This window comes from Williamsia sp. z71 (assembly GCF_059553375.1).
Map to the genome: position 1 here is coordinate 417,606 of NZ_JCANWX010000006.1, position 25,908 is coordinate 443,513.

The following is a 25,908-nucleotide window of genomic DNA, read 5'->3' on the forward strand; positions in this document are numbered from 1 at the left end:
GACGTGCGGCCGACGTGGCTTACCCGCGGGCATCGGCTACCGCCCGCGGGTACAACGCGGCATGGGATCGCCTGTCCCGCCGTGCCCGCCGACTGCAACGGTTCTGTACCGACTGCGGGGCCACCACCGACCTCACCGCCGACCACTCCCCGGAGGCCTGGGACCGGGTGGCCCGTGGTTTGGCCGTGAGGCTCCAGGACATCGAGGTGGTGTGCCGGAGTTGCAACGCTCGGCGGGGTCGCGCACGGCCGACTGAGACCCAGGGGGGTGGCCCCCTGACCAGGCCGTCCCCGACTCGACGGGTAGCCGCACTATGCGTTACACACCCCCCGGGGGTATGCAAAGATGAAAACGGTAACCATTACCAGGAGGTGGAGCGGTGAAGGCTGGACCCAAGGCCGCGGTCGATGAGACACCACTCCCGTTCCGGCCCCGCAAGACCGGCGCGGCACGGTTCGCCGCGTTCTGTGCCAAGTTCATCAAGACCCCGAAGGGCACCGGGGCCTTGAAGCCAATGAGGTTGCGCCAGTGGCAGATTGAGTTAGTGGCCTCGGTTCTCGACGCCAAGATCCAGCCGCGTACCGCCGGGTGGATGCTCCCCCGAGGCCAGGGAAAGTCCACCCTCATGGCGGCATGGGGTGTGTACGAACTGTTCTGTGGACCGGAGGGTGCGGTGGTGTGCGTCGTCGCGGTCGATGAGCGCCAGGCCGGGATCGTGTTCAACATCGCTCGGCGCATGGTGGAGCTGGACCCGGAGCTGTCGGCCCGGTGCCAGGTGTTCAAGGAACGCCTGGTGATACCGGGACGCAACGCCGAGTTCTCTTGCCTGCCAGCAGAACCCAAACGGCTGGAGGGCTTGGACTACACCCTGGCCATCCTGGATGAGGGAGGCGTGGTCACCCGTGACACCTATGAGGTGTTGACCCTGGCCCAGGGCAAGCGGGAGAAATCGTCCCTGGTGGTCATCGGTACCCCCGGCCCGAACCCACACGACAACGTCCTGGCCGACCTACGCCAGTACGCGGCTGAACACCCGGAGGACTCCACCCTGGCCTGGAGAGAGTTCTCCGCCGATGAGTTCATCGACCACCCGGTGGATTGCCGGCATTGCTGGGCCTTGGCCAACCCGGCTCTGGGTGACTACCTCCATGAGGACGCGCTGGTGGCATTGCTGCCACCCAAGACCCGTGAAGCCACGTTCCGGCGCGCTCGGTTGTGTCAGTTCGCATCCGAGACCGATGGGGAGTTCCTACCCCGGAACGTCTGGGACGGTCTTAGTACCGGCCTGGGGATCCCGGACGGGACCGAGGTGGTCCTGGCCTTGGATGGTTCGTTCTCCGATGACACCACCGCGGTCCTGGTGGGCACCGTGAGCGCGGACCCTCACTTCGACGTTGTCGATGTGTGGGAACGGCCCACCGGGGATGAGAGCTACCGGATCCCAGTGGCCGAGGTGGAGGAGACCATCCGCCAGGCGTGCAAACGGTGGAAGGTCGTGGAGATCATCGCGGACCCGTTCCGCTGGACTCGCACGCTCCAGGCCTTGGAGGCCGAGGGGTTGCCGGTGGTGGAGTTCCCGCATTCACCGTCCAGGCTCACCGCGGCCACCGGTGACCTCTACTCCGCGGCCACCAACTCCCGGATGTCCCACTCCGGGGATCCACGCCTCTCAGCCCACATCTCTGCCGCGGTGATCGTGGAGGACGGCCGAGGGATGAGGTTGGCCAAGGCCTCCCGGCGTCGGAACGCACGAAAGATCGACCTGGCCGCGTGCCTGGTCATGGCCCATAGTCGCGCCACCTGGCGCGCAACCCGTAAACCAAAACGTCGCCGGGTGAGATCCTTTGCGGCATAAGGAGATTGAAGTGAACGAACCAAGCAATGCAGAGCTGGACCAGGCCCTCAATGTGCGGGCACCGAAATTGCACATCCTCGGCCAGTATTACGCCGGTGAGCAACCCCTGGCGTTCCTCTCACCCGAGGCCCGCAAGTCCATCGGCCAACGGTTCGACCGGATCGCGGTGAATCTTCCCCGGCTGTCGGTCCAGGCCATCGCGGAACGGCTCCGGGTCACCGGGTTCACCGACGCCGACGGCAAACGGGACGCGGCCCTTTGGGCGGCCTGGATCCGCTCGGACCTGGATCAAACGTCCCCCGCGGCCCATCGTGAGGCCCTGGGTATGGGTGAGACCGCGGTCATCGTGTGGGCCAACGCCGCCGGTAAGGCGGTGGCATCGGTGGAGTCCGGCCGACAAGTGGCCGTGTTCCGGGATGCCGGATCCGGTGAGACCTTGGCCGCCATCAAGCGGTGGACCGAACTCAAGCCGGACGGAACCGAGGGCCAGACCCGGTGGGTGGTGTACCGCCGGGACCGGATCGAACACCTCATTGGTGACGGTGCCCAGATCACCGCGGCCCGTGTCGTCCGAACGGTGGACAACCCGCTCCTGGCCGTCCCGGTGGTCCCGTTGACCAACTCCGACCGGCCGATGGACACGTTCGGGATCTCGGAGTTCATCGACCTCATCCCAGTGGTTGACGGTTTGAACAAGATCACCGCGGACATGCTCACGGCCTCGGAGTACGGCGCGCGGCCACGCCGATGGGCCACCGGGCTGGAGCTGGAGGAGCGGCCGGTCCTGGATGACGCGGGTAACGCGGTCTTGGATGAGGACGGGGAGCCAGTCGTGGAGGTGGTCAATCCGATCTCGGAGACCTCACGCCTCATGGTCAATGAGGCCGCCGAAGGCAAGTTTGGCCAGCTCCCCGGCGCGGATCTCGGGGGATATGACACTGCCGTATCGGTGTTGCTGCAACAGGCCTCGGCGGTATCAGGCCTCCCAGGTCACTACCTCGGTCTGAACACGTCCGTCCCGGCATCGGCCGATGCCATCCGGGCCGCGGAGGCCGCACTCACCGCACGGGCCGAGGCCCGCCAGGCCGTGTTTGGACGGTCCTGGGAACAGGTCGCACGGCTAATCCTGGCCGTGGAGAACGGCGGAGAGGTCACCGACTACTCCCCACGGGTCCAGTGGGCCGACCCGGCCACCCGGAGCGCGGCCCAGGAGGCCGACGCCATCACCAAGCTCCACGCCGCCGGAATCATCACGACAGAGGAGGCCCGGACCCGTCTGGGCATCGACAATCCCGACGCCGGTCCGACATCGGCACCGACAACCATCCCCGCCATCAAGGAGGCACCAGCAGCATGACCACCACCGACGAACAGATCATTGACAACGCCGAAATCGACACCCCGGAGGTCCCCGAGACCCCCGAAATCGAGGCCCAGGAGGAGTCCGATGTCACTGTGACGGACGCTCTGGAGGGTCCAGATACCCAGGGAAGTAACGGATCCGAGGCCTCGGAGACGCCAGAGGCCTCGGGGGAACCCGCCGGGGACCCGGACACGTTTGACCGGGCCTATGTGGAGGACCTCCGCAAGGAGTCAGCCGGGTACCGGACCCAACTCCGGGAGGTCCAGGAGCAACTCCACCGCGCATTGGTAGAGAAGTCCGGCGCGTTGGCCGACCCGGCAGATCTCCCGTTCGACGCGGCGCACCTGGCGGACCCCGAGGCCCTCCAGGCCGCCATCGAGACCCTGGTTGCCGACAAGCCACACCTCAAGGCCCGGAAGTTTGCTCCCGGCGCCGCCGGACAGGGACCCAAGGCCTCGGCAACCGCTGGCGTGGATCTCCTCGGGATGCTCCGAGCCAACGCGTGAGTCGGAGTGTCGGTCATCCCGGATAGATTCAGGAGTAGGGGAACCGCTCGGTGTTGCCCACTTCACGCTGGGAGTGCATGACGATGATGAATGGCTTCAACACCATTTCAATGACCATTACGCGGGACGGGGTGGAGGTGGGAACGGTGGAAGGTCTTGACCTCACAACCGAACTCACGCTTCCAGTTGACGCTGACGTGATCAAGGGGGACGTAATCAGCTACGTCTTGCCCAACGGTCGAACCCGTGCAATGAAAGCGAAGAAGGTGGACGTTCTACAGAGTCCATTCGGCAGCAATAACCTCGACCATACGAACATCAAGTACGACGTCCTCGACTGACTACGCCGCTTCGTTCGACCCCCGTTCTCATTGCCGAGAACGGGGGTCGTCCCATATAGTGAGAACTATCGGCCAGGTGCCGAGATGGTCCCCGCTAGGTGAGCCAGGTGCTCCAGACGCGAATCCCTTTGATTCCCTTTATGTCTGGAGACAATTCTCATGGTTGAAACAACCGCAACGAACGGCGCACTCCTCAAGGAACAGGTTGCCTCGCTCCTGGTCCAGCCTCTTGAAGCGGCCTCGGTCGTCCTGGCCGCTGGCCCCAAGATTTTCGACTCCTCGGAGCCGCTGCGGATCCCACGCATCAATGCCGGTACCGGCGTCGGCTGGGTTGGTGAGTCCGAACTTATCCCCGAGGCCGATGTCTCGTTCGGTGAGGTCTCGCTCATGCCGTCCACCCTCAAGTCGATCAAGACCCTCATCCGGTTCTCCAACGAACTGGCGCGCCAGTCGGTCGTGGGCCTCGACGCCGTCCTCCGCCAGCGCCTGGTGACCGATGTGGCCAACAAGCTGGACGATGCCCTCCTCAAGGGAACCGGCGCCACCAACACAGTCAAGGGCTTGATCAATCAGGCCGGGGTCTCCACCGCAGTCCTGGACACCGATGAGCCGGACAGTCTCCTGGACGCGCTGGCGGTGGCCGCCTCGCACGAGGTCATCCCGACCCACTGGTTCATCTCGGGCGCGGACTACTACACCTTGAGCAAGATCAAGGACGCCGATGGCCGTTACCTCATCCAGCCGGACCTCACCGCCGAGGGCAAAAAGACCCTGTTCGGTGTCCCGGTCATCGTCACGAACAAGCTGGCAACCGGCAAGGCGGCCTTGGTGGACATCACCAACGTGGCCGTGGTCCGAGACCTCCAGCCCTCGGTGACCGTCCTGTCCGAGCGGTACGCGGACTATGACGAACAGGCCATCCGCGTGGTCACCCGCTACGACCTCGGTCTTCTCCACCCCGAGGCCGTCACGGTCCTCACCGCGGCCTGATAGGTCCCCCAATCGTGGCCGAGGCCGTGAGTTCTAGTCACTCTCACGGCCTCGGCCACCCCACTTAGGAGACCGAAATGGCAGTAACACCCGCGGATCTGGTCAAGTGGCTTGGCCAACTCCCCGCCGACACCGAACTCCTGGCCCAGGCCGGACAGGCCGTCACGATGGCCTCGGCCATGATCGACGCCTACACCCGCGGAGCACACCTCAAGGCCGATGGGTCAACCCGTCCCGGCGTGGACGCGGTAATCCTCATGGCATCGGCCCGGATGCTGGCCAACCCCGAGGGCCTCCGGTACTCCACCGGGGTGGTGACGTTCAACCAGGCATTCGACGGGTTCACTCTGGCCGAGCGGGCCGTCCTGGACCGGTACCGCAAGAGGGCCGCCTAATGCCGCGCCTGTTGCTCCGGGACACCGTCACCCTCAAGATCGGCGGCGGACGAGACTCCAACGATGACCCGCTCCCGGTCCAGAATGTCCCGATCCGCGCCGAGGTCATCCCGATCTCCGGCAACGAACAGGCCGCACGGGGCCGGAACACCACGGTGACCACGTTCCGGCTCATCTGTCGTGACGACAGGATCGGGACCGTCACCTCGGTGGTGTGGCGGACGGTCCCGTACACCCTGGAGGGCAAGGCCATGCCGTACCGGATCGGTGGTCGGACACATCACTGGGAGGTCCTGATGTCGGTCGGCAGCGGGTAATAGGCTTGGGCCACAACTCAATATCTCGGAGACCACCTGGACAGTGGTTTGCGTCACTCGGCAAGGCCTCGGACCTCACGGACCGGGGCCTTTGTCGTAGGTCATCTGGCACATATCTGGCACAAACGACTGTGACCAGCACATAAGTGCTGGTCACGACGTCGGGCTGACAGGATTTGAACCTGCGACCACTTGACCCCCAGTCAAGTGCGCTACCAAGCTGCGCCACAGCCCGTGGCACTCCCCGTTAAGGGCGCTGAATGAGATTACCTCAGGCACCACCCACAGCGAAAATCGCCTGGTAGATGCCCTGCTGAAGCTCCGCCGCATCCGAGTCGGGAGGCTCGGCAGCTCTGACGTTTCCTCGGTTGACCTTCGGGAACAAAGTTACCTAAACTTCCCTATCTGCATGTATATTGTCCTACTGTGGCACCACCGAATTACCTGTCCGCCGACGAGGTGGCCGATGAGCTCGGATTACACGTGCGGACAGTCCGCACCTACATCCGCGATGGGCGGCTGCGGGCTGCACGTGTGGGCAAGCAGTATCGGATCACGCGAGCGGATCTGGCCGCGTTTGCTGCAGGTGCCGGCAACAGCAGCCCAGGACCGGTGGCTGCGCCGCTTCCGGAAGCAGACGCCACCGAACACAGCACCGTTGTTGTCGACCTCGACAACCTCAAGCCCGGCGACTGGGATCGCATCACCACCGTCCTCACGGCCGCAGTGGGAGGCCGGGACCGCGGGCATCGACTGCGCTTGACCACAGCCCCCGGCCCGGACGGCCGCTCACTGAAAGTGATTGCGCAAGGCAGCATCAGCGACACCGCAGACGTCCTGATCCTGCTCCGCGACCTCACCGAAGGAGGCAACTTCTCATGACCACCTTCCGGCCGACCTCGAACGGTACCGAGCTGATGGTCTACTCCGACACCGGCGAACCCGTGGCCGCTCTCGACGCAATCGGCGCAACATGGGGACACAATGTGGCAGCAGTCGCGATACCCGTCACCCGGTTGCCAGAAGGCTTCCTGGACCTCAGTACGGGCATCGCAGGTGAATACCTCCAGAAGATGGTGCAATACCACGTGGTGATCGCCATCGTCGGCGACATCTCCACAGAGGTCGCTCGCAGCGAGCCTCTGGCCGCATTTGTGCGCGAATCCAATCGCGGGCGTCATGTGTGGTTTGTCGGCACGATCGATGACGTACACACCAGACTTGCTTGACCGACACCATCTTTGACGAAATCCGCTGGTCAGCGACTTGTCGGTGGGTACTGATAGAACTATTCCATGACGTCGGGGGTGACAGATCTCATTAACCGCATCGAGGGCATGGCCCTTGATGCGGAAGAGGTCGTTGCTGTCCGTGAAGTATTGTCGCGCAGGCTTGTTGACATCTCACTGGCGCCGCTCTCGGACAAGGAAACTGTCGAACTCGCCCAAGCTGTCGAGACCCAGACCCGCCGTGATGAAGCGATCAAGGTGCGGATCGCGGTCGAGCTACGGGAACGGTCTGTCGCTGCCAAGCAAGGGCTCAAGCACACCAAGTTTCTGCGGCACCATTTACGTATTTCGGCGACCCAGGCCAGCGCCCGGTCGAAAAGGGCTGAGCGCGTGGGTCAATGGCACACTCCCTCTGGTGAGGTGCTTGCGCCGGTCTATCCGCATACCTGGTCGGCGTTGCGTGATGGCGCGATCGGAGTCGCGCACTACAGCGTCATTCACGAGACGTTGCATAATCTGCCGGGCACCATTCGCAGCAACCTCGCCTTGTGGTCCGATGGGGAACAGTTGATGGCCGAGGCCGCCCGGACGATGGATCCCGATGAACTCAAGCGGGTCGGGTTGTATCTGCGTGATCATTTGGATCCGGACGGCGAGTTCGACGACGCCGACCGAGCTCAGAAGCGCGGGTTGTCGGTGTCCAAGCAGGGTGCGGACAAGATGGCCACACTGACCGGCACCCTGGATCCGGTGACCAAGGCGCTGTGGGATGTTGTTGCCGCCAAGTGGGCTGCGGCCGGGATGAACAATCCTGACGACCCTGACTCACCGTCCGGGCCTGCTGATAAAGCCGATGCCGACACCCTGCAGGCCGCGGCAAAACGCGACCACCGCACCCCGGGGCAACGTAACCACGATGCATTGAAACGGTTGCTGGAGTTGGCGGTCGGGCAAGGCACCCTGGGCCGGCACCGGGGTTTACCCGCGCGGGTCATCGTCACCATGACCTTGGAGCAACTCGAAAAAGAAGCCGGTGTGGCGACCACCGCCTCCGGTGGTGTGGTGCCGGTGCGTGATGCCCTGCGGCTGGCGGGGGTGAACCGCAAGTTTTTGGCGTTGCTCGACGACAAGCACCGTCCCCTGTTTGTGGGCCGGGAACAACGTTTGGCGACCGAGGATCAGCGGATGGCGTTGATCGCCGCTGAGCGGGGCTGCTCACGGCCCGGATGCGACGCACCAGCTACCGAGGTCGCGGTCCATCACACCAGGGAATGGTCCAAAGGCGGGTGGACCGACATCACCGTGTTGACGTTGGTGTGTGGTCCCGATCATGGGCAGGTCCACGACGGGGAGACCGGGTGGATCACCGAGATCATCAACTCAGATACCGGACCACCGGGTTGGCAGGGCCGGATCGGGTGGCGCCAGCGTGGGTCGTTGGCTTTGCCGCAGCCGAACAACACTCATTTTCCGGACAAGTATTTTTCCAATCCGGAGATGTGGCATCCCGACAGTGATGCTGATGCCGCGTGGTTCCAGGAGCGCGCCCGCGCAGCCTTCGAGGCGAAAGCTGAAGCGGCACAGGTCTACAACGTCGACTTCGGCTGGAAGAAATCGATTCGATGGGCCGCCTGAAGGCAGTGCGGCCTGAACGAACCTTGCCCCGGTCGATTTGTGTCGACCGGGGCAGGTTGCGGATCCAATACTTGCGTTCGCTACTTCGTGCGCTCGCGCTTCTCGCGGACGCGGACGTTCACCCGAACCGGCGAGCCATCGAAGTTGAAGGCCTCACGCAGCTTTCGCTCCAGGAAGCGGCGGTAGCCGGCCTCCAGGAATCCCGTGGTGAAGAAGACGAACGTCGGCGGCCGGGTGGCAGCCTGCGTCGCAAACATCACCCGAGGCAGACGCCCACCACGCATCGGTGGCGGAGTCTCGGCGATGACATCCTTGAGCCAGTTGTTGAGCTGACCGGTCGAGATCCGCTTGTCCCATGACGCCAACGCCGTATCCAGTGCCGGCACGAGCTTGGCCACGGACCGACCGGTGTGGGCTGAGATGTTGACCGTCCGTGCCCACGGCACGCGGGACAGGTCGCGGTCGACCTCCTTGGCCAACTGCAGCCGGCGGTCCTCGTCGACCAGATCCCACTTGTTGAACGCGATCACCAATGCACGACCGGCCTCGATGATCATCGTCAGAACCCGCTGGTCCTGCTCGGTGATCGGCTCCGAGGCGTCGATCAGCAGCACCGCGACCTCGGCGGCCTCGATGGCCGACCGGGTGCGCAGCGACGCGTAGAACTCATGTCCGCTCGACTGTGTGACCTTCTTGCGCAACCCGGCGGTGTCGACGAAGTTCCAGACCCGTCCACCGAGTTCGACCAGCTCGTCGACGGGGTCGACCGTGGTTCCGGCGACGTTGTCGACCACGGCACGTTCTTCACCGGTGAGCTTGTTCATCAGCGAGCTCTTGCCCACGTTGGGCTTGCCCACCAACGCAACTCGGCGCGGGCCACCCATGGTGGTGGATTCGCGAGGCGTTTCGGGCAGTGCTTCGAGGATCTTGTCGAGCAGATCACCGGTACCGCGACCGTGGGCGGCGGACACCGTGTACGGCTCCCCCAGTCCCAGCGACCACAGGGCAGCCGCTTCGGCTTCCAGCCGTTCGTCGTCAACCTTATTCGCTGCCAGCAACACCGGGGTCTTCGAGCGCCGCAGCACCTTGGCCACCGCTTCGTCGGTGGCCGTGGCACCCACGGTGGTGTCGACAACCAGCACGATTGCGTCGGCCGTCTTCATCGCGATCTCGGCCTGGCGCGCAACGGACTGCTGCAGACCCTTGGCGTCGGGTTCCCAACCACCGGTGTCCTGCACCATGAATCGTCGTCCGGCCCACGATGCCTCGTAGGAGACACGGTCACGGGTCACGCCGGGGATGTCCTCGACCACCGCTTCACGGCGACCCAGGATTCGGTTCACCAGCGACGACTTGCCCACGTTCGGGCGACCGACGATCGCCACAACGGGCACCGCCACCGGCGCGCCATCAACGCCCAGATCGGAGAGCTCTACGAGCTCGAAGTCGGATTCATCCGACCACAATCCATCGGACGAGATTGCTGCCCCGTCAAAATTGTCACTCATGCTTCTACCCCAATCCGGTTGCGCGCCAACTCGACCAGCTTGGCGATCACCTCTTCGATGCCCATGTCGGTGGTGTCGACCTGTACGGCATCATCGGCCGGTCGCAATGGCGACGTCGACCGTGTCGAATCCAGATGGTCCCGGCGGATCACGTCCGCCAGCACAGTCTGGTAATCACTGTCAATTCCTGCAGCGACGTTCTGATCATGTCGCCGCTGCGCACGAACCTCGGGCGTTGCGGTCAGGTACACCTTGAGCGCGGCATCGGGGAACACAACGGTCCCGATGTCGCGGCCCTCGAGCACGCTGAGTCCGTTCTCTGCCAGATCGCGCTGCGCCTGCACCAGACGAGTACGTACGGCGGGTACGGCCGAGACGGCCGACACCGCGTGAGTCACCTCGTCGCGACGAATCTCGTCGGAGACATCCTCGTCGTCCATCAACACGACCTGCTTGGTCGGGTTGCTGGTGATGGAAATGCGCACGCCCTCGGTCGCTTTGTCGATCGCGTCCGGATCGTCCAATGCCACACCGGCACGCAGTGCGCGAAGGGTTGCGACCCGATACATGGCTCCGGTGTCGATGTAGTTGGCGCCCAACGCGGTTGCCACGCGGCGCGCCACACTCGATTTACCGGTTCCGGCCGGACCATCGATGGCGATCACGCCGGACGTGATCACCTCTGGGTTGGTCACATTCCCACCGCCTTGTAGAGCGCGCCGATCTCATCGTTGCCCATGACCCGCAAGGTGCCCGGACGTTGTTCGCCGATGTTGACCGCACCGATATCGGTGCGCACCAGTCGAATAACCGGGAAGCCGGCTGCGTCAAGGATTCGACGGACGATGTGCTTGCGGCCCTCGTGCAAAGTCAGACGGAGAAGCGAGATGCCCTGGTTCACGTCGAGCAATGCGAACTTGTCGATCTTGGCCGGGCCGTCATCGAGTTCGATGCCGTCGCGCAGGGTGCGACCCAGGTTGCGATGCACCTCTCCGCGCACGGTCACCATGTAGGTCTTCGGGACCTCGAACGATGGATGCATCAAACGGTGCGCCAGCTCACCATCGTTGGTGAGCAGGATGAGCCCTTCGGTGTCGGCGTCGAGGCGTCCGACGTGGAACAGCCGCTGCCCCGACATGACCCGCTCGGCAACCAGGTCACCGATGCAGGGACGGCCGAACTCGTCGGCCATCGTCGACTGCCAGCCCTTGGGCTTGTTCAACGCGAGGTACTGGTGCTCCTCGTTGACAACCACACGAGATCCGTCGACGCGGACCACAGCGGTTTCAGGATTGATACGCAGGCCCTGCTCCAGGACGATTTCGCCGTCGACCTCGACACGGCCGGCCGCGATCAACTCTTCGGCGCCGCGTCGCGAAGCCACTCCGGCCTGCGCGAGCACCTTCTGCAGTCGCAAGCCATCCTTGACGTAAGTCGCACCGTCTTCCGCTGCATCCAGCGGATTCTGGTCACGGGCGGGTTTTGCGTTGTTCAGCCGAACCTGACCGCTCTTCGCGTCAGGGGCCGAACGAGCACCGCGCTCCGGGTTGAAGCCCTTGCGATGAGTCTTCTTGAACCGTGCTTCGGCGGCATTCTTGGTCGCCTTACCCGCGGGCCTCCCGCCGGTCGCGCCACCCGCGCGCTCGGTGCCGGGGTTCGCGGTCCGGTCACCGGTCGGACGACCGAGATCTTCGCCGCCGCTCCGCACGCCACGCTCGTAAGCGGGCTTTTCGCTGCGCTCGTATGCCGGCTTTCCGCCACGATCGCCCGAAGGCCGTCCGCGATCACCAAAGCTGGGCCGTCCACCACGATCTCCGGTGGGACGTCCGCCACGCTCGCCGCCGCCGGACCGACCGTCACGATCGCCCGAAGGCCGACCACTGCGATCACCAAAGCTGGGCCGTCCACCGCGATCACCGGTAGGACGTCCGCCACGCTCGCCGCCGCCGGACCGACCATCACGATCGCCCGAAGGCCGACCACTGCGCTCGCCACCGCCGGACCGACCATCACGATCGCCCGAAGGCCGACCACTGCGATCACCAAAGCTGGGCCTGCCACCACGATCACCCGTGGGACGTCCGCCGCGCTCGCCGCCGCCGGTGGGCCTGCCACCACGATCACCCGTGGGCCGACCACCGCGCTCACCGCCGGTGGACCTGCCACCACGGTCTCCGGCGGGCCGACTGCCACGCTCGGAGTAAGGCTTGGCGTCGCGGTCGTCGAACGACCGTCCTCCCTCACGGGGAGCTCGCCCTTTGCCTTGGTTGTTGTTGCTTCTGTCCGGTTTGCCGTCTCGGCTAGCGGGTGCCATTCTCTATCCCTAATTCCCGTCGTATTGATCGATCTGCAATGCGCAGCTCAATCGTCGTCGACGGTGATGTTGTTGGTTTTGTTCTTCAAGTCTGACGGGTTACCTGCCAGTTTGGCGAATCGCGGGTCGCTGATGATCTCATCTCCGAGGGCGTCGATGACGTCCACGTCAGGGAGTAACGGCGCGAGATCCGGTAGCTCGTCCAAAGAAGCCAACCCCAGACGTTCCAAAAATAGTTCCGTCGTGCCGTACGTCACTGCGCCCGAATCCGGGTCTGTTCCGACTTCGGCGAGCAATCCGCGGGCGAGCAACGTGCGTACCACACCGTCGACGTTGACCCCGCGCACCGCACTGACCCTGGACCGGCTGACCGGTTGGCGGTAGGCCACCACGGCCAGGGTTTCGAGCGCCGCCCGCGTCAGTTTCGTCCGGGCACCGTCGAGGAGAAGCCGTTCGACGTAGGGCGCGTACTCGTTGCGGGTGTAATACCGCCAGCCGTCACCGGCGTAGCGGAGGTCCATGCCGCTGTTTCGGTCCGTCAATTCGTTCGACATCTGCCGCAGCATCGCCTGGACCCGCGAGGTCTTCTCTTCGAGCACCGACGCGAGCTGGTCGGTGGGTGCCGGTGTGTCTGTCACCAGCAACATCGCTTCAAGCGCCGACCGGAGTTCGTCGTCCGCGAGGACGTCTTCCACCGGCAGGTCGTCGTCCGCTGTGTTCTCGGCGCCGTCGTCCTCGGACAGGGCATCGGCCAGCGCATCCGACAGCATCTCGTCGGCCTCGGCGCCGGAAGTCTCCTGCGGCTCTTCGAGCGGTTGTTCCTCAGCCATAATCTTCACCCTTCTCGACGATCACCTGAGCGTCTTCGAGCTCACCGGTCCAACTCACCATCAACGCCCCGAGAGCCTCGGGCTGTTCGAAGGCCACGGCCCGCTCGCGATACAACTCCAACAGGGCCAGGAATCGCGCCACCACCTCGAGACCGCTTCCGCATTCGACGACCAGGTCCGAGAAACTCACCCACACGCCGGCACCGGCGTGCCGCAAGATCTCCCCGATCCGCAAAGCGTGCGCGGGCACCGACACCTTCTCGATGTGCAGATGCCCGAGCCCCACCTTGGGAACCGGTTTGGGTGTCATCGCCGACACCGCCACCTCGGCGAACACCGCCGGGCTGACACCGAGAGTCACCTCGGGCAGCAACGACTCGAAACGCGGTTCGAGTGACACCCCACGCGGATAGCGTTGCAGCGCGGCGGCTTCCAGCTCCGCAAACAACATCGCGACCTGTTTGTAGGCCCGGTACTGGAGCAGGCGCGCGAACAGCAGGTCGCGGGCCTCGAGCAATGCGAGGTCCTCGTCGTTCTCGACCTCACCAGAGGGCAGCAGACGCGCGGCCTTCAGGTCGAGCAGCGTGGCCGCCACCACGAGGAACTCGGTGGTCTGGTCGAGTTCCATCTCCGCACCCAGAAGCTTGGTGTAAGCGATGAAATCGTCGGTGACCTCGTGCAACGCGACCTCGGTGACGTCGAGGCGGTGTTGCCCGATGAGATTGAGCAGCAGGTCGAACGGACCCTCGAAGTTCGCCAGCTTGACCTGGAAGCGAGACTTGCCGACAACAACGGGTTCCGCCGCGACCTCGACTTCTGCAACCTCTGACGGCCCTGTCTCTGAAGGCTCGGTCTCTGAGGGCTCGGCCATCTCTAACGCGTGCGGTGAATGACTTCGCGGGCCAGTGCCCGATACGCCTTCGCGCCGCCTGATTTCGGTGCCCACGAGGTGATGGGTTCACCGGCGACACTGGTTTCGGGGAATCGGACGGTCCGGCTGATGACGGTGTCGTAGACCTTGTCACCGAACACCTCGACCACCCGCTGCATCACCTCACGGGAATGCAGGGTGCGGGCGTCGAACATCGTCACCAGGATGCCGCCGAGCGTCAGGCGCGGATTGAGCCGATCGCGAACCTTGTCGATGGTGTCGTTGAGCAGCGCCAGTCCACGCAGACTGAAGTACTCGCACTCCATCGGAATGACAACCGTGTCGGCGCAGGCGAGCGCATTGACGGTGAGCAGCCCCAGCGACGGCTGGCAGTCGATCAGCACGTAGTCGTAGCGGTCCAGCAGCGGATGCAGCGCACGGCCGAGGGTGTGCTCGCGGCCCACCTCGTTGACCAGCTGGATCTCGGCTGCCGACAGGTCGATGTTGGACGGCAACAGGTCCATGCCGTCGACCCGCGTCCGCATCAGGACATCTTCAGCAGAGATCTGCGGCGGAACCAGCATGTTGTGGACCGTCAGGTCGAGCTCGTGGTGCGGGACACCCAGACCGGCGGACAGCGCGCCCTGGGGGTCGAGATCGACCAGCAGCACACGACGACCACATTCGGCCAAGGCGGCGCCCAGGTTGATGGTGGACGTGGTCTTGCCCACGCCACCCTTCTGATTACAGACAGCGACCACCGTGGCAGGACCGTGCCGGTCTAGCGGCATCGGTTCGGGCACCGGACGCAGTTCGCGGCCGGTCGGCCCGAGCTCTCCGGGTGCGCTGGGCTTTTCGCGGTTGAGTTCCTCTACGCCGACTGGCGGCGGCGAGATCATCAACTGATTCGCTTCACGCCCGCGCCCGTATTCAGGTGGCTGCGGCGTTGTCACACCCAGAGCCTAGTGGGTCGGCGCGGCGGCGCTGTGGAGGCTCACCGCTACGCGGGTGTCTTATCGGGCCCGAGGGTGCGCCAGCGCGTACACCTCACGCATCGTTCCGACCGTCACAAGGGTGTAGACCTGCGTGGTCGTCACCGATGCATGTCCGAGAAGTTCCTGCACCACGCGGACGTCCGCACCACCGTCGAGCAGATGCGTGGCGAAGCTGTGACGCAACGTGTGCGGTGAGACGGCTTTGTCCAACCCGGCGCGCTCGGCTGCATCGACGAGCACCTGCCAGGCGCTCTGGCGACTGAGCCGGCCACCCCGTGAGTTCAGGAACAGTGCCGGGTTGAACTTGGAGACGAGCGCGGGTCTGCCACGCACGAGATACGCGTCCAGTGCGGCGATGGCCGGACGGCCGACGGGCACGATTCGTTCTTTTCCCCCTTTGCCACGCAACACCACGGACCGGGATTCGGTGTCTATGTCGTCGACGTCGAGGGTGACCGCCTCCGAGATGCGGGCACCACAGCTGTAGAGCAGTTCGAGCAATGCCCGGTTCCGCAGCGACCGCGGCGAGTCGGCGACGTCCTCACCACCGCTGGCGGTCAGGATCGCGAGCACCTCGTCGACCGGCAGGCTCTTGGGGAGCCGGCGCGGCGCCTTGGGCGGGGCCACACCGTGCGCGACGTCGTCCGGCACGATTCCCTCGGCGGCGGCGAACTTGTGAAAACCTCTCGTGGCCACCAGGGTTCGCGCGATCGAGCTGTCGGCCAACGGGGGTTTGTCGTTGTCGGCGTCACCGCGGCGAAGGGCGACGAGGAACTCCCGGATATCGGCCTCGGTGACGTCGGCGAGCACGTCGATCCCCCGCGACGCCAGATACTCCTGATACCGCCGCAGATCCCGGGCATAGGACTGCAGAGTGTTACGCGCCGAACCCCGTTCGACCTCGAGGTGGTCCAGGTAGACCTGCACCTGATCCGCGAGGCTCATGAGGTTCGGCGCGCGTTCATTCTCGACCGGTCCCGCTGTCCGACTTGCGGTTGGCGAACGCCACCGGACGGTCGGTCCAGGGTGCATCGACATCACGCAACGGAATCGACTGTGACCGAGCGGCGGACAGGGCCAGGATCCCGCTCGCGGCCGTCGCGTTGACGATGTCACCGGACAAGACCTGCCGTACCGCATCATCGAGCGACACCCAGTGCAATGTCATGTCGGCTTCTTCGTGCCCCGGATCCGGTTGCGGCACTTCGGTTATCCCGCTGGCGAGATAGACCCGCAGCGCCTCGTCGGTGAAGCCCGGCGAGACATCGATGTCGACCAGCACCTGCCACCGTTCGGCGGCAAGTCCGGTCTCCTCGATCAGCTCACGCCGGGCCGCCTCGACGGGACTCTCCTGCGGTCCCCCGTCGAGCAGACCCGCCGGGAGTTCGAGAAGACGCCGACCGATCGGATGCCGGTACTGCAGCACCATCGCGATCTCGTCCTGCTCGTTCACCGCGACCACCGCCACCGCGCCGTGGTGTTCGACCACCTCACGCCTGGCGGTGGTCCCGCCGGGCATCGCGACCTCGTCGACCCGGAGCGCAACAATCGCCCCGTCGTAGCGAACGTCGGTTCCGAGGGTCCGGAACTCGTGACGCTCGCTCAAATGCCGGCCTCTTTGGCGCCCGCCTCGGCGGCGGTCACGTCGAGGACGGAGTCGAGATCGACATCGACGTCTTCGTCACCGTGGACGTCGACCGGCAGACGCTCGGCCATCTTGTACCGCAATGAAGCCCGCACGAATGCGCTGAACAACGGATGCGGACGCGTCGGGCGGCTCTTGAGTTCCGGGTGGGCCTGGGTGCCGACCAGGAACGGGTGAACCTCACGCGGGTACTCGACGAACTCCACGAGATGGCCGTCCGGTGAGGTGCCCGAGAACACCAGACCGCTTTCGGCGATCTTGTCGCGGTAGCTGTTGTTGACCTCGAAACGATGCCGGTGACGTTCGGAAACGTCAACGGAGCCATAGGCGTTGGCCACAACCGAACCGCGGTCGAGCTTCGCCGGGTAGGCGCCGAGCCGCATCGTTCCACCGAGGTCGGCCTCACCGGCGACGGCGTCTTCCTGATCGGCCATCGTCGAGATCACCGGGTACGGGGTCTCGGGATCGAATTCGGTGGAGCTCGCATCGGCGAGACCGGCGGTACGTGCGGCCTCGATGACGATGCACTGCAGACCCAGGCACAGCCCCAGCAGCGGGATCTTGTGGGTACGCGCATATCGGACCGCGCCGACCTTGCCCTCGATGCCGCGGATCCCGAATCCACCCGGGATCAGGATGCCGTCGACATCGGCGAGCGCTGCGGCAGCCCCGGCGTCGTCGGCGCAGTCGTCGGACTGGACCCACACCAGGTTGACGCGAGCCCGATGGGCGAAACCGCCGGCCCGGATGGCCTCGGTCACCGACAGGTAGGCGTCCGGCAGCTCGACATACTTGCCGACCAGCGCGATGGTGACCTCTTCACGAGGCTCGTGGACCCGGTTGAGCAGCTCGCCCCAGACGGTCCAGTCGACGTCCCGGAACGGGAGCCCGAGCTTGCGGACGACGTAGGCGTCGAGCTGCTCGGCGTGCAGCACCTTGGGGATGTCGTAGATGGACGGGGCGTCCGGCGTCGAGATGACACCCTCGACGTCCACGTCGCACATGAGAGCGATCTTGTTCTTCAGCGCCTCGGGGACGTCGCGATCGCACCGCAGGATCAGCGCGTCGGGCTGGATACCGATGCTGCGCAGCGCGGCGACCGAGTGCTGGGTCGGTTTGGTCTTCAGTTCACCCGAGGGGGCCAGGTACGGGACCAGTGACACATGGAGGAAGAACACATTGTCCCGGCCGACGTCGTGACGGATCTGACGTGCCGCCTCGACGAACGGCTGCGATTCGATGTCGCCGATCGTGCCACCGATCTCGGTGATGACGACGTCGGGGACCTGGCCGTCGCTGTCGGCCTGGCCCATCGCGAGGATGCGGCGCTTGATCTCGTCGGTGATGTGCGGGATCACCTGGACGGTGTCACCGAGGTACTCACCGCGGCGCTCTTTGGCGATGACGGTCGAATAGACCTGTCCTGTGGTCACATTCGCGAACCCGGACAGATCCCGGTCGAGGAAGCGTTCATAGTGGCCGACATCGAGATCGGTTTCGGCACCGTCTTCGGTGACAAAAACCTCGCCGTGCTGAAACGGGTTCATCGTTCCCGGGTCGACGTTGAGATAAGGATCTAGCTTTTGCATCGTGACGCGCAGTCCGCGCGCCGTGAGCAACTGGCCGAGGCTCGAAGCCGTCAGACCTTTACCGAGCGACGATGCAACGCCCCCGGTCACGAAGATGTGCTTTGTGCCGGACCGCACATGACGTAATGGACGCAACGCTTCTCCCGTTAGTACTGCGGCAAGAAATCCTTGCCTACCTACGGGACTCCACGGTAACACCAATGGCCAGATTTCCTACTCTGACACGAACCGGTGATCGCCCTGGACAGGGCCGTACAGACACGAACGCCACGTGCCTGCGCCCGGGTGTGGCGCAGATGACACGTGGCGTCGTTTGATCCGGGTGGCCTACAGATCTACCCGCTTCTCGCGGCTTCAGATCTGCAGCGACCGATCAGCTCAGCTCTCCGGCGCGATCGCGGTGGCGCCGGGCCCGGTGCCGTAGGCGCCGTGCTTGTTGCCCAGCTCGTCCGTCAGCGCCAGGACGGCGGTGATCCGGCCGGTTGCCTGATTGGCGTTGTCGACGGTGGAGACCTCTGCGTTCAGCGCGGGGTCGGCCCGGATCACCGCGATCGGGGACGAACCCTCGGCCGAACCGGTCCGGCCCACCAGCACGGTTCCGGCACCGCGCTCGGAGAAGGCGGCCGCGAAACGGGCGATCACCTGTCCCCGCGCACCGGAATCGTCGGCAAATTTGTTGCCGGTCACGATGATCGAGAGTTGGGCCGGCGCAACCGTACCCTCGGCGTAATCGATGAAGCCGCCTTGCTTGAGTGCTGCCAGCCCGGCATCGGTGGCACCGGAGTCGACCTGTGATCCCTCCTCGTCCGGCGACAGGTTGAGCAACAGCCCCAGCAGATCCCCGGCGCGACCACCGGAGTCGGTCAACTCCGTCTTCAAGGTGCTGCCTGCCGGAATCGACTGGTCGACGATCGAACGCATCTTCTCGGCGCTCTGATCACTGACGAAAGTGTCCGTCAGTGCCAGCTGTCCACTCAGGATCGCACCCGACTTGTTCAGGTTGTCCTTGACCGCCGCCACATCGCCCTCGTCCGCCCCCGGCGCGGTGATGATCAGCACCGGACGATCGGTCAGCGACCCGGCCAACAGTCGACCCGCGATCGCGGTGTCGAAGTTGTTGGCAGCGTTGAGGTTGTTGGTCAGCTGCTGGTTCTCGTCGCGCAGCTCCTGCTCCCGCTTGTCCTGGGTGTCACTGGCCGACCCGAACGTGTCAGCGACAAATCCGGATCCCAGCACCACCCCGACAGCGAGGGCGAGGAACACCGCGACCAGCGAAATGGCGTGCTGGCGAAGCGAAATCACAAAAATCTCATTCCAGGAGTATCAGGTCGATCCAGCCACGCCGGTCCCCTGCGGGTTCGGGGCGTGTCAGCGATCAGTGTGAGCGATCAGTGACCACGATCATTCGTTCCACACCCGCTGGACCCAGTCGGTGAGGCGGTCCCACTGATCGACGATCCAGTCGGTCACTTCCGAACCACTGCTCGACATCATCACCGCGACGATCATGGCCACCAGTGCGGCCAGGATCAGCAGCGCGATGGCCGCCCCGGAAACCCGGGAACGGTACAGAGTCGCGACAGCTTTTGCGTCGACGAGCTTTGCGCCGACCTTGAGCCGGGTGAGGAAGGTCGACGGGTTGGACTCACGCAGGCTGCGGTCGAAGAACTCGTCGATCGAGGCCGGGTGGCCGACGGTGACGATCAGCGCGGCCTCGTGGTGGTCGACGAGCAGCAGCGCCAGGTCGGCCGCGGACCCGGCGGCCGGGAACGTCATCGCACCGATTCCGAGATCCTGGATCCGCTCGAGACCCGGGGCATGACCATCGGGGTCGGCGGGCAGGACGACCTGCGCGCCGGACTTGAGCGTTGCCGCCCGCATCCCCTCGGGGTCACCGACGATCAGGTCGGGGCGGTAACCCATGTCCATCAACGTGTCGGCGCCACCATCAACACCGACCATGATCGGCTGGTACTCCTTGATGAACGGCTTGAGCTTCTTGAGGTCGGCCGCGTGATCGGGTCCGTCGGAGACGACCACCACGTGGCGGCCCTCGATGCGGACGTCGACGTCGGGAACACCGACACCGTCGATCAGCAGGGGCGACTCGCTGCGGATGAACTCGATGGTGTTGCCGGAGAAGGCCTCGAGGTGATCGACCAGACCCGTCTTGGCGTCGATCATCAGATCGGCGATCTCACGCTCGCCGAGTTCGATGCCCTTCGCGAGCCGGCGTTCACCGGAATACAGGCCACCGTCGTCGACGCGGATCTTGGCGCCGTCCTTGATGCGCTTGAAGACCTCGACACCGACATCGTCGATCAGGGTGATGCCCGAGGCCGCCAACAACTCGGGACCGAGGTTGGGGAAACGACCGGAGATGGACGTCGAAGCGTTCACGACGGCCAGCACGTCAGCGGCGACGAGCGCGTCGGCCGTGACGCGGTCCAGGTCGACCTCGTCGAGGATCACGATGTCCCCGGGGCCGACCCTGGACAGCAGTCGTTTGGTGTTCTTGTCGATCCTGGCGATACCGCTGATCCCAGGCAGAGTTTCGGTTGTGCGTGACAGCAGGGCAGGCATCCTCATGCGGGAAACACTGAACCACCACTCGATGGTTTTGGTGGAGGCGCGCCGTAACACACGCCACTTTTGTCACACGAGTAACAGGCGTATCGCGGTCAAAAAGCCGCTTTCTCTTGCTCCGCGGTCCCCAGGAGTTCCTCGGCGTGAGCCCGACCGGTATCCGAATCCCCCAGTCCGGCAAGCATTCTGGCCAATTCTGCCACACGCTCGTCCCGGTCGAGCACGGCCACCGAACTCGTCACCGAAGAAGACTTGGCCGATTTCGATCCCGGGGAGCTCTGTTTTCCGATCAGCAGGTGATTGTCGGCAAACGCCGCCACCTGGGGCAGATGCGTGACCACGATGACCTGGTGTGCCTGTGCCAAACGGGCCAGTCGGCGTCCGATCTCGACCGCCGCGCGACCACCGACACCGGCGTCGACCTCGTCGAACACCATCGTGGAACCGCCACCCGGACCGGCCAGGACCACCTCCAGCGCGAGCATCACGCGGGAGAGCTCACCACCGGATGCCGATTTCGCGATCGGCCGAACCGGCGCGCCGGCGTGCGCGACCAGCCCGAACTCGACCTTGTCGGTGCCATCGGGGCCGGCATGGACCGCTCGCCCGTCGATCTCGAGCGACCGGCGATCGTTGTCGGTCGCATCATCCGGCGAGACGACGACCTCGAGCTGCGCATCCCCCATCGCCAGACCCGTCAGTTCAGAACTGACCTTGGTGGCCAACGACTTGGCGGCCTTGACGCGCACCTTGGTCAACTTGCCCGCCGCCGCGGCCACGTCGTCGCGGGCCGCGGCCACCCGGGCCGAGAGGTCTTCGAGTGTTTCCGAGGAGTCACCGATCTCGGCGAGCCGCGAGCGGGCCGCGTCGGCCCATGCGATCACACCGTCGATGTCCGGGGCGTATTTGCGGACCAGCGACTTCAGTTCGGCCTGCCGCTGCAGCAACTGCTCGAGTTCGGCGGCGTCCGTCGGCAGACCGGACAGGAAGCTGCTGAGTTCTTCACCGATGTCCCCGACGACGCTGAGCGCTTCTTCGATCCGCGGCAACAGCCCCCGCAACGTGTCGTCGTTGATCGTCCCCACGGCGGTCCGGGCCACACCCAATCCGTCGAGGACCGACCCTCCGAGCTGGGCGTCGGAGTTCGGGTCGGCGCCGGTGACGGCCACCAGAGCGGCCGCGGCCGCGGCGCGCACGGTTTCCAGATCACCGAGGCGACGGACCGTGGCCGCGATCTCTTCGTCTTCGCGGGCCTGCGGCGCGACCTTGTCGATCTCGTCCACACCGAACCGGAGTCGGTCGGCTTCTTGCGCGATCTCCCGCGAGTTGGCCTGGCGCTCCCGGAGTTGATCGGCCAACGTCACCCACCGATCGCGCGCCTCCCGGTACGCCTTGAGTGGTTTGGTCACCGCGCCGGCGGCAAATCGGTCGAGCGCATCACGCTGATGTTCTGCGCGCAGCAACCGGAGCTGGTCATTCTGACCATGGATCGCCAGCTGGCCGCTGGTGAACTGTCCGAGCAATCCGACCGGAACCGACCGGCCACCGAGATGGGCCCGGGACCGGCCGTCGGCGTTGACCGTGCGGACAGCGATCACCGTGCCGTCGTCGTCGAGTTCGGCACCGGACGAATCAAGGACCTCGGTGGCGTCGGCACCGGTGGCCCGGAAACGACCTTCCACCACGGCCCGGCTCTGGCCGGTGCGGACGCGGCCGGCATCGGCCCGCGCGCCGGACAACAGGTGCAGGCTGGTGACCACCATGGTCTTGCCCGCACCGGTCTCGCCGGTCAACACGGTCAGGCCTTCATGAAACTCGGCGCTGGCCTTGTCGATGACGCCCAGGCCGCTGATCGAGATTTCTTCGAGCACTAGGTTTGCCTCCCCCTCCACCCGGTGACCGGCAGTTCGAACTTGCGCACCAACCGGTCGGCGAACGGATCCGAATCGATCCGGATCCAGCGCACCGGCTTGCGTCCACGGACGACCTCGATGCGGCCACCGGCCGGTACCTCGATGTTGCGGCGCCCATCGCAGGCGACGAGTGCGTCCTGCCCGCGGGCCATCACCTCGACCGCCACGAGCGAACGCGGGCTGGTCACCATCGGCCGGGCGAAGAGGGCGTGGGCATTCGACGGCACCAGGAGGATGGCCTCCAGGTCAGGCCACATGACCGGGCCGCCCGCGGAGAACGCGTAGGCGGTCGAACCGGTCGGCGTGGAGACCAGGATGCCGTCGGCACCGAATGCCGAAACCGGACGTCCGTCGACCTCCGTGATCAACTCCAGGACGCCCTGCCGCGACAGGTTCTGGATGCTGACCTCGTTCAGAGCCCAGGTCTGTGCGATCACCCGACCGTCGACCCGGATGCTGATGTCGAGCGTCATGCGATCTTCGATCGAGTAATCACGGGTGACGAGTTTGGTCATCACCTCGTCGATCCGGTTCGCCTCCGCCTCGGCGAGAAAGCCGATGTGCCCGAGGTTGATCCCGAGCACCGGCACGGACAGCGGATGCGCGATCTCGGCGGCACGCAGGAACGTACCGTCGCCACCGAGCACGATGACCACTTCGCAACCGACCGCAGACTGTTCGCCGGCGGACGTCACGGCGATGTCGGCACCGGTGTCGCGCAGTTCCTCGAGGTCGAGCGGGTACACGGCGCCCAGGTACGGCGGCCCCGGCGGCGTCGACATGATGTCGTGATCGATGACGCGCAACCCGATTCCGGCGTCCGCGCACCGTTTGGCGATGACCGCCATGGTCTCGCGCACGATGTCCCGGCCGGTGTGGGCGACGACAAGGAACTCGCGTTCCTGCGCCTCCACAACCGACTCCTGTGCGCCCGGCACGTTTTCCACAGGGGCACCCGCCAGATCACTCACTGGGGCCCTTTCTCGATCGCCTCGGCAATGGCCATGCGCACATTGTCATCTACGACACCCGGTTCGGTCTGCTTACGCAGCCAGAGGAAGTATTCAACATTGCCCGACGGGCCCGGCAACGGGCTGGCCACAACACCGAGCGTCTGCAGGCCGTGACCCGCAGCGGTCTGCGCGACGGCAGTGACCGCTTCGGCACGAAGTTCGGCACTGCGCACCACTCCCCCGGATCCCACCCGGTCCTTACCCACCTCGAACTGTGGTTTGACCATGGGCAGCAGGTCCGCTCCGACGTTCGCGCAATCGGCGAACGCCGCGAACACCAGGTTGAGGGAGATGAACGACAGGTCGGCCACCACCAGGTCCACCGGCCCGCCGATCTCGGCAGCGGTCAGACTCCGGACGTTGGTGCGATCGTGCACGTGCACGCGTTCGTCGTTCTGGATGCGCCAGATGAGCTGGCCGTACCCCACGTCGACCGCCACCACCTCGGCGGCACCGCGCCGCAGCAGGACGTCGGTGAACCCACCCGTCGACGCTCCCGCGTCGAGGCATCGTTTACCGGTCACCGAGACGCCGAGCGGTTCGAACGCGGCCAGTGCGCCGAGCAATTTGTGGGCACCACGCGAGGCCCAGCCCTCATCGTTGGTCTCCGCCACCACGATCGGCGCGCCGAGGTCGACATTGGTTGCCGGTTTCGTGGCAACGGTGCCGTTGACCTTGACCAGGCCCGCTTCGATCAGATCCCGTGCGTGGTCCCTGGACCGGGCCTCACCCCGACGCACCAGCTCTGCATCGAGGCGTGCCCTACGCGCCATTGCGCACACACTCAGACACGATCGACCTTTTCCAGGGCGTCGGTGATCACCGTGTGCGCTTGTTCGAGCAGGTGCGCCTGCTTTGCCAGCTGAACCAGGGCCTCGCCGCCGGTGCTCTCATCCGATGAGGCCACGCTGTCGGCCTGCTCGAGCAACGCGGCAACATCACGCCTGATGGCGTCCGGATCGACGGCAGCGGCGGGCGCGACCGGGGCCGGGCCCGGTGTCGGTCGGGGTCCGGGCGTCGGTCCGGGTCTGGGTCCGGGCGTGATTCCGGCAGTGGGTCTGGGTCCGGGCAGGGGTTGGTTCATCGCCTGCCAAGGTTAGTCGATCTGCGGGCGGTTGATTGTTAGCGTCCAATGATGACCTCCACCACCGGAACGCGCCCGGATCCGACAGCACCCGACGCTCGAGTCCTGCGCCGCGACACCCGGCTGTGTATCTCGCTCTCGGGACGGCCGAGCAACATCGGCACCAAGTTTCACAACTACCTCTACAACGCACTCGGTCTCGACTACGCCTACAAGGCATTCACCACCACCGACCTGCCGGCGGCGGTCGCGGGAATCCGGGCACTCGGCATCCGTGGCGCCGGAATCTCGATGCCGTTCAAGGAAGCGGTCATCGACCTGATCGATGTGATGCATGATTCGGCGGCCGCAATCGATTCGGTCAACACCATCGTCAACGAGAACGGCACACTGCATGCCTACAACACCGACTACCAGGCCGCAGCAAACCTGTTGCGCGACAGCGGAATCCCAACTGCCGCCTCGGTTGCGGTCGCGGGCAGCGGCGGCATGGCCAAGGCAGTGGTCGCGGCGTTGCGCGACGAGGGCTACCGCGAGACCGTGATTGTCGCGCGCAACAGGTCGGCGGGACAGGCGCTGGCGCAGCGCTACGGGTTCACCTGGCAACCCGATCTGGGTACGCAGACCGCCGACCTGCTCGTGAACACGACACCGATCGGGATGGCCGGTGGCCCGGATGCCAACGGGATGCCGTTCACCGCAACCACCGTCCAGGCGGCCCGGGCCGTGTTCGACGTGGTGGCGATACCCTCGCAGACACCACTGATCACCGCTGCCCGCGGAAAGACGGTGATCACCGGCGCCCAGGTGATCGCACTGCAGGCCGCAGAGCAGTTCGTGCTCTACACCGGGGTCCGACCGGACGACGACCAGATCACCGCGGCGTCCGAGTTCTCACGCGCCTGAGCCGACCGAGAAATCCCCCCACC

The 25,908-nt window shown here is 65.2% G+C and carries 26 protein-coding genes and 1 tRNA gene; 11 read left to right on the forward strand and 16 right to left on the reverse strand.

From position 1 onward, the window contains the following. Positions 1-379 precede the first annotated feature (379 nt). The 7 genes from AC51GR_RS17160 to AC51GR_RS17190 all read left to right on the forward strand — a co-directional run bounded on the left by AC51GR_RS17160 (position 380) and on the right by AC51GR_RS17190 (position 5,767). Complete coding sequence (locus AC51GR_RS17160; protein ID WP_496325836.1) at positions 380-1,855, forward strand: terminase large subunit domain-containing protein; 1,476 nt, start codon at positions 380-382, stop codon at positions 1,853-1,855. A gap of 10 nt (positions 1,856-1,865) precedes the next feature. Continuing rightward, complete coding sequence (locus AC51GR_RS17165) at positions 1,866-3,212, forward strand: phage portal protein (RefSeq protein ID WP_496325837.1); 1,347 nt, start codon at positions 1,866-1,868, stop codon at positions 3,210-3,212. Next, complete coding sequence (locus tag AC51GR_RS17170) at positions 3,209-3,724, forward strand: hypothetical protein (RefSeq protein WP_496325838.1); 516 nt, start codon at positions 3,209-3,211, stop codon at positions 3,722-3,724. The genes AC51GR_RS17165 and AC51GR_RS17170 overlap by 4 nt, the downstream gene beginning before the upstream one ends. Positions 3,725-3,801: 77 nt before the next feature. Further along, positions 3,802-4,065 carry a hypothetical protein gene (locus AC51GR_RS17175; protein ID WP_496325839.1) on the forward strand — a complete coding sequence of 88 codons (264 nt, stop codon included), beginning with the start codon at positions 3,802-3,804 and terminating at the stop codon, positions 4,063-4,065. Between the two features lie 159 nt (positions 4,066-4,224). Then, positions 4,225-5,055 carry a phage major capsid protein gene (locus tag AC51GR_RS17180; RefSeq protein ID WP_496325840.1) on the forward strand — a complete coding sequence of 277 codons (831 nt, stop codon included), beginning with the start codon at positions 4,225-4,227 and terminating at the stop codon, positions 5,053-5,055. A gap of 77 nt (positions 5,056-5,132) precedes the next feature. Further along, positions 5,133-5,450, forward strand: a complete 318-nt coding sequence (locus AC51GR_RS17185; RefSeq protein WP_496325841.1) for a hypothetical protein — start codon at positions 5,133-5,135, stop codon at positions 5,448-5,450. Then, on the forward strand, positions 5,450-5,767 hold the full coding sequence (locus AC51GR_RS17190; protein ID WP_496325842.1) for a hypothetical protein: 318 nt from the start codon (positions 5,450-5,452) through the stop codon (positions 5,765-5,767). The genes AC51GR_RS17185 and AC51GR_RS17190 overlap by 1 nt, the downstream gene beginning before the upstream one ends. A gap of 161 nt (positions 5,768-5,928) precedes the next feature. On the opposite strand, the gene AC51GR_RS17195 is transcribed toward AC51GR_RS17190, so the two are convergent. Next, positions 5,929-6,002, reverse strand: a tRNA-Pro gene (locus AC51GR_RS17195). A 191-nt stretch (positions 6,003-6,193) separates the two neighbouring features. On the opposite strand from AC51GR_RS17195, the gene AC51GR_RS17200 reads away from it, so the two are divergent. The 3 genes from AC51GR_RS17200 to AC51GR_RS17210 all read left to right on the forward strand — a co-directional run bounded on the left by AC51GR_RS17200 (position 6,194) and on the right by AC51GR_RS17210 (position 8,631). Then, a complete protein-coding gene (locus AC51GR_RS17200) occupies positions 6,194-6,649 on the forward strand; it encodes a helix-turn-helix domain-containing protein (protein WP_496325843.1) in 456 nt (151 codons plus the stop codon). After that, entirely contained in the window at positions 6,646-6,996 is a 351-nt protein-coding gene (locus tag AC51GR_RS17205; protein WP_496325844.1) for a DUF4180 domain-containing protein, read from the forward strand. Before AC51GR_RS17200 ends, AC51GR_RS17205 begins: the two co-directional genes overlap by 4 nt. 78 nt (positions 6,997-7,074) lie before the next feature. After that, a complete protein-coding gene (locus AC51GR_RS17210; protein WP_496325845.1) occupies positions 7,075-8,631 on the forward strand; it encodes an HNH endonuclease signature motif containing protein in 1,557 nt (518 codons plus the stop codon). An 80-nt stretch (positions 8,632-8,711) separates the two neighbouring features. Here the strand turns inward: AC51GR_RS17210 and der are convergent, their stop codons facing one another. The 15 genes from der to AC51GR_RS17285 form a co-directional block, all read right to left on the reverse strand. Then, complete coding sequence (gene der / locus AC51GR_RS17215) at positions 8,712-10,139, reverse strand: ribosome biogenesis GTPase Der (RefSeq protein WP_496325846.1); 1,428 nt, start codon at positions 10,137-10,139, stop codon at positions 8,712-8,714. Continuing rightward, on the reverse strand, positions 10,136-10,804 hold the full coding sequence (cmk, locus tag AC51GR_RS17220; RefSeq protein WP_496325895.1) for a (d)CMP kinase: 669 nt from the start codon (positions 10,802-10,804) through the stop codon (positions 10,136-10,138). Before cmk ends, der begins: the two co-directional genes overlap by 4 nt. 26 nt (positions 10,805-10,830) lie before the next feature. Beyond that, on the reverse strand, positions 10,831-11,847 hold the full coding sequence (locus tag AC51GR_RS17225; protein WP_496325896.1) for a pseudouridine synthase: 1,017 nt from the start codon (positions 11,845-11,847) through the stop codon (positions 10,831-10,833). Positions 11,848-12,500: 653 nt separating this feature from the next. Next, positions 12,501-13,283, reverse strand: a complete 783-nt coding sequence (gene scpB, locus AC51GR_RS17230) for an SMC-Scp complex subunit ScpB (protein ID WP_496325847.1) — start codon at positions 13,281-13,283, stop codon at positions 12,501-12,503. Beyond that, the gene (locus tag AC51GR_RS17235) at positions 13,276-14,154 is read right to left on the reverse strand and encodes a segregation and condensation protein A (RefSeq protein WP_496325848.1); all 879 of its coding nucleotides are present in this window, start codon (positions 14,152-14,154) and stop codon (positions 13,276-13,278) included. The genes scpB and AC51GR_RS17235 overlap by 8 nt, the downstream gene beginning before the upstream one ends. Before the next feature lie 2 nt (positions 14,155-14,156). Beyond that, positions 14,157-15,053 (reverse strand): ParA family protein, encoded by an 897-nt coding sequence (locus AC51GR_RS17240; RefSeq protein ID WP_496325897.1) that lies wholly within the window; start codon positions 15,051-15,053, stop codon positions 14,157-14,159. A gap of 114 nt (positions 15,054-15,167) precedes the next feature. Next, positions 15,168-16,094, reverse strand: a complete 927-nt coding sequence (xerD, locus tag AC51GR_RS17245) for a site-specific tyrosine recombinase XerD (RefSeq protein WP_496325849.1) — start codon at positions 16,092-16,094, stop codon at positions 15,168-15,170. Positions 16,095-16,110: 16 nt separating this feature from the next. After that, positions 16,111-16,755, reverse strand: coding sequence for an NUDIX domain-containing protein (locus tag AC51GR_RS17250; protein ID WP_496325850.1), 645 nt, complete (start codon positions 16,753-16,755; stop codon positions 16,111-16,113). After that, a complete protein-coding gene (gene pyrG / locus AC51GR_RS17255) occupies positions 16,752-18,518 on the reverse strand; it encodes a CTP synthase (RefSeq protein WP_496325851.1) in 1,767 nt (588 codons plus the stop codon). Before pyrG ends, AC51GR_RS17250 begins: the two co-directional genes overlap by 4 nt. A 243-nt stretch (positions 18,519-18,761) precedes the next feature. After that, positions 18,762-19,685, reverse strand: a complete 924-nt coding sequence (locus AC51GR_RS17260; protein ID WP_496325852.1) for a copper transporter — start codon at positions 19,683-19,685, stop codon at positions 18,762-18,764. A gap of 99 nt (positions 19,686-19,784) precedes the next feature. Continuing rightward, a complete protein-coding gene (gene steA, locus AC51GR_RS17265) occupies positions 19,785-20,972 on the reverse strand; it encodes a putative cytokinetic ring protein SteA (RefSeq protein WP_496325853.1) in 1,188 nt (395 codons plus the stop codon). A 92-nt stretch (positions 20,973-21,064) separates the two neighbouring features. Continuing rightward, positions 21,065-22,840 carry a DNA repair protein RecN gene (gene recN / locus AC51GR_RS17270; RefSeq protein WP_496325854.1) on the reverse strand — a complete coding sequence of 592 codons (1,776 nt, stop codon included), beginning with the start codon at positions 22,838-22,840 and terminating at the stop codon, positions 21,065-21,067. Next, entirely contained in the window at positions 22,840-23,829 is a 990-nt protein-coding gene (locus AC51GR_RS17275; protein WP_496325855.1) for an NAD kinase, read from the reverse strand. The genes recN and AC51GR_RS17275 overlap by 1 nt, the downstream gene beginning before the upstream one ends. Positions 23,830-23,849: 20 nt before the next feature. Continuing rightward, positions 23,850-24,668 carry a TlyA family RNA methyltransferase gene (locus tag AC51GR_RS17280; RefSeq protein ID WP_496325856.1) on the reverse strand — a complete coding sequence of 273 codons (819 nt, stop codon included), beginning with the start codon at positions 24,666-24,668 and terminating at the stop codon, positions 23,850-23,852. Positions 24,669-24,679: 11 nt separating this feature from the next. After that, positions 24,680-24,979, reverse strand: a complete 300-nt coding sequence (locus AC51GR_RS17285; protein WP_496325857.1) for a hypothetical protein — start codon at positions 24,977-24,979, stop codon at positions 24,680-24,682. 51 nt (positions 24,980-25,030) lie between these two features. Here AC51GR_RS17285 and AC51GR_RS17290 point away from each other — a divergent pair, with 51 nt between their 5' ends. Then, positions 25,031-25,885: a shikimate 5-dehydrogenase gene (locus AC51GR_RS17290; RefSeq protein WP_496325858.1), complete on the forward strand. Its 855-nt coding sequence runs from the start codon at positions 25,031-25,033 to the stop codon at positions 25,883-25,885. The last annotated feature ends 23 nt before the right edge of the window (positions 25,886-25,908 follow it).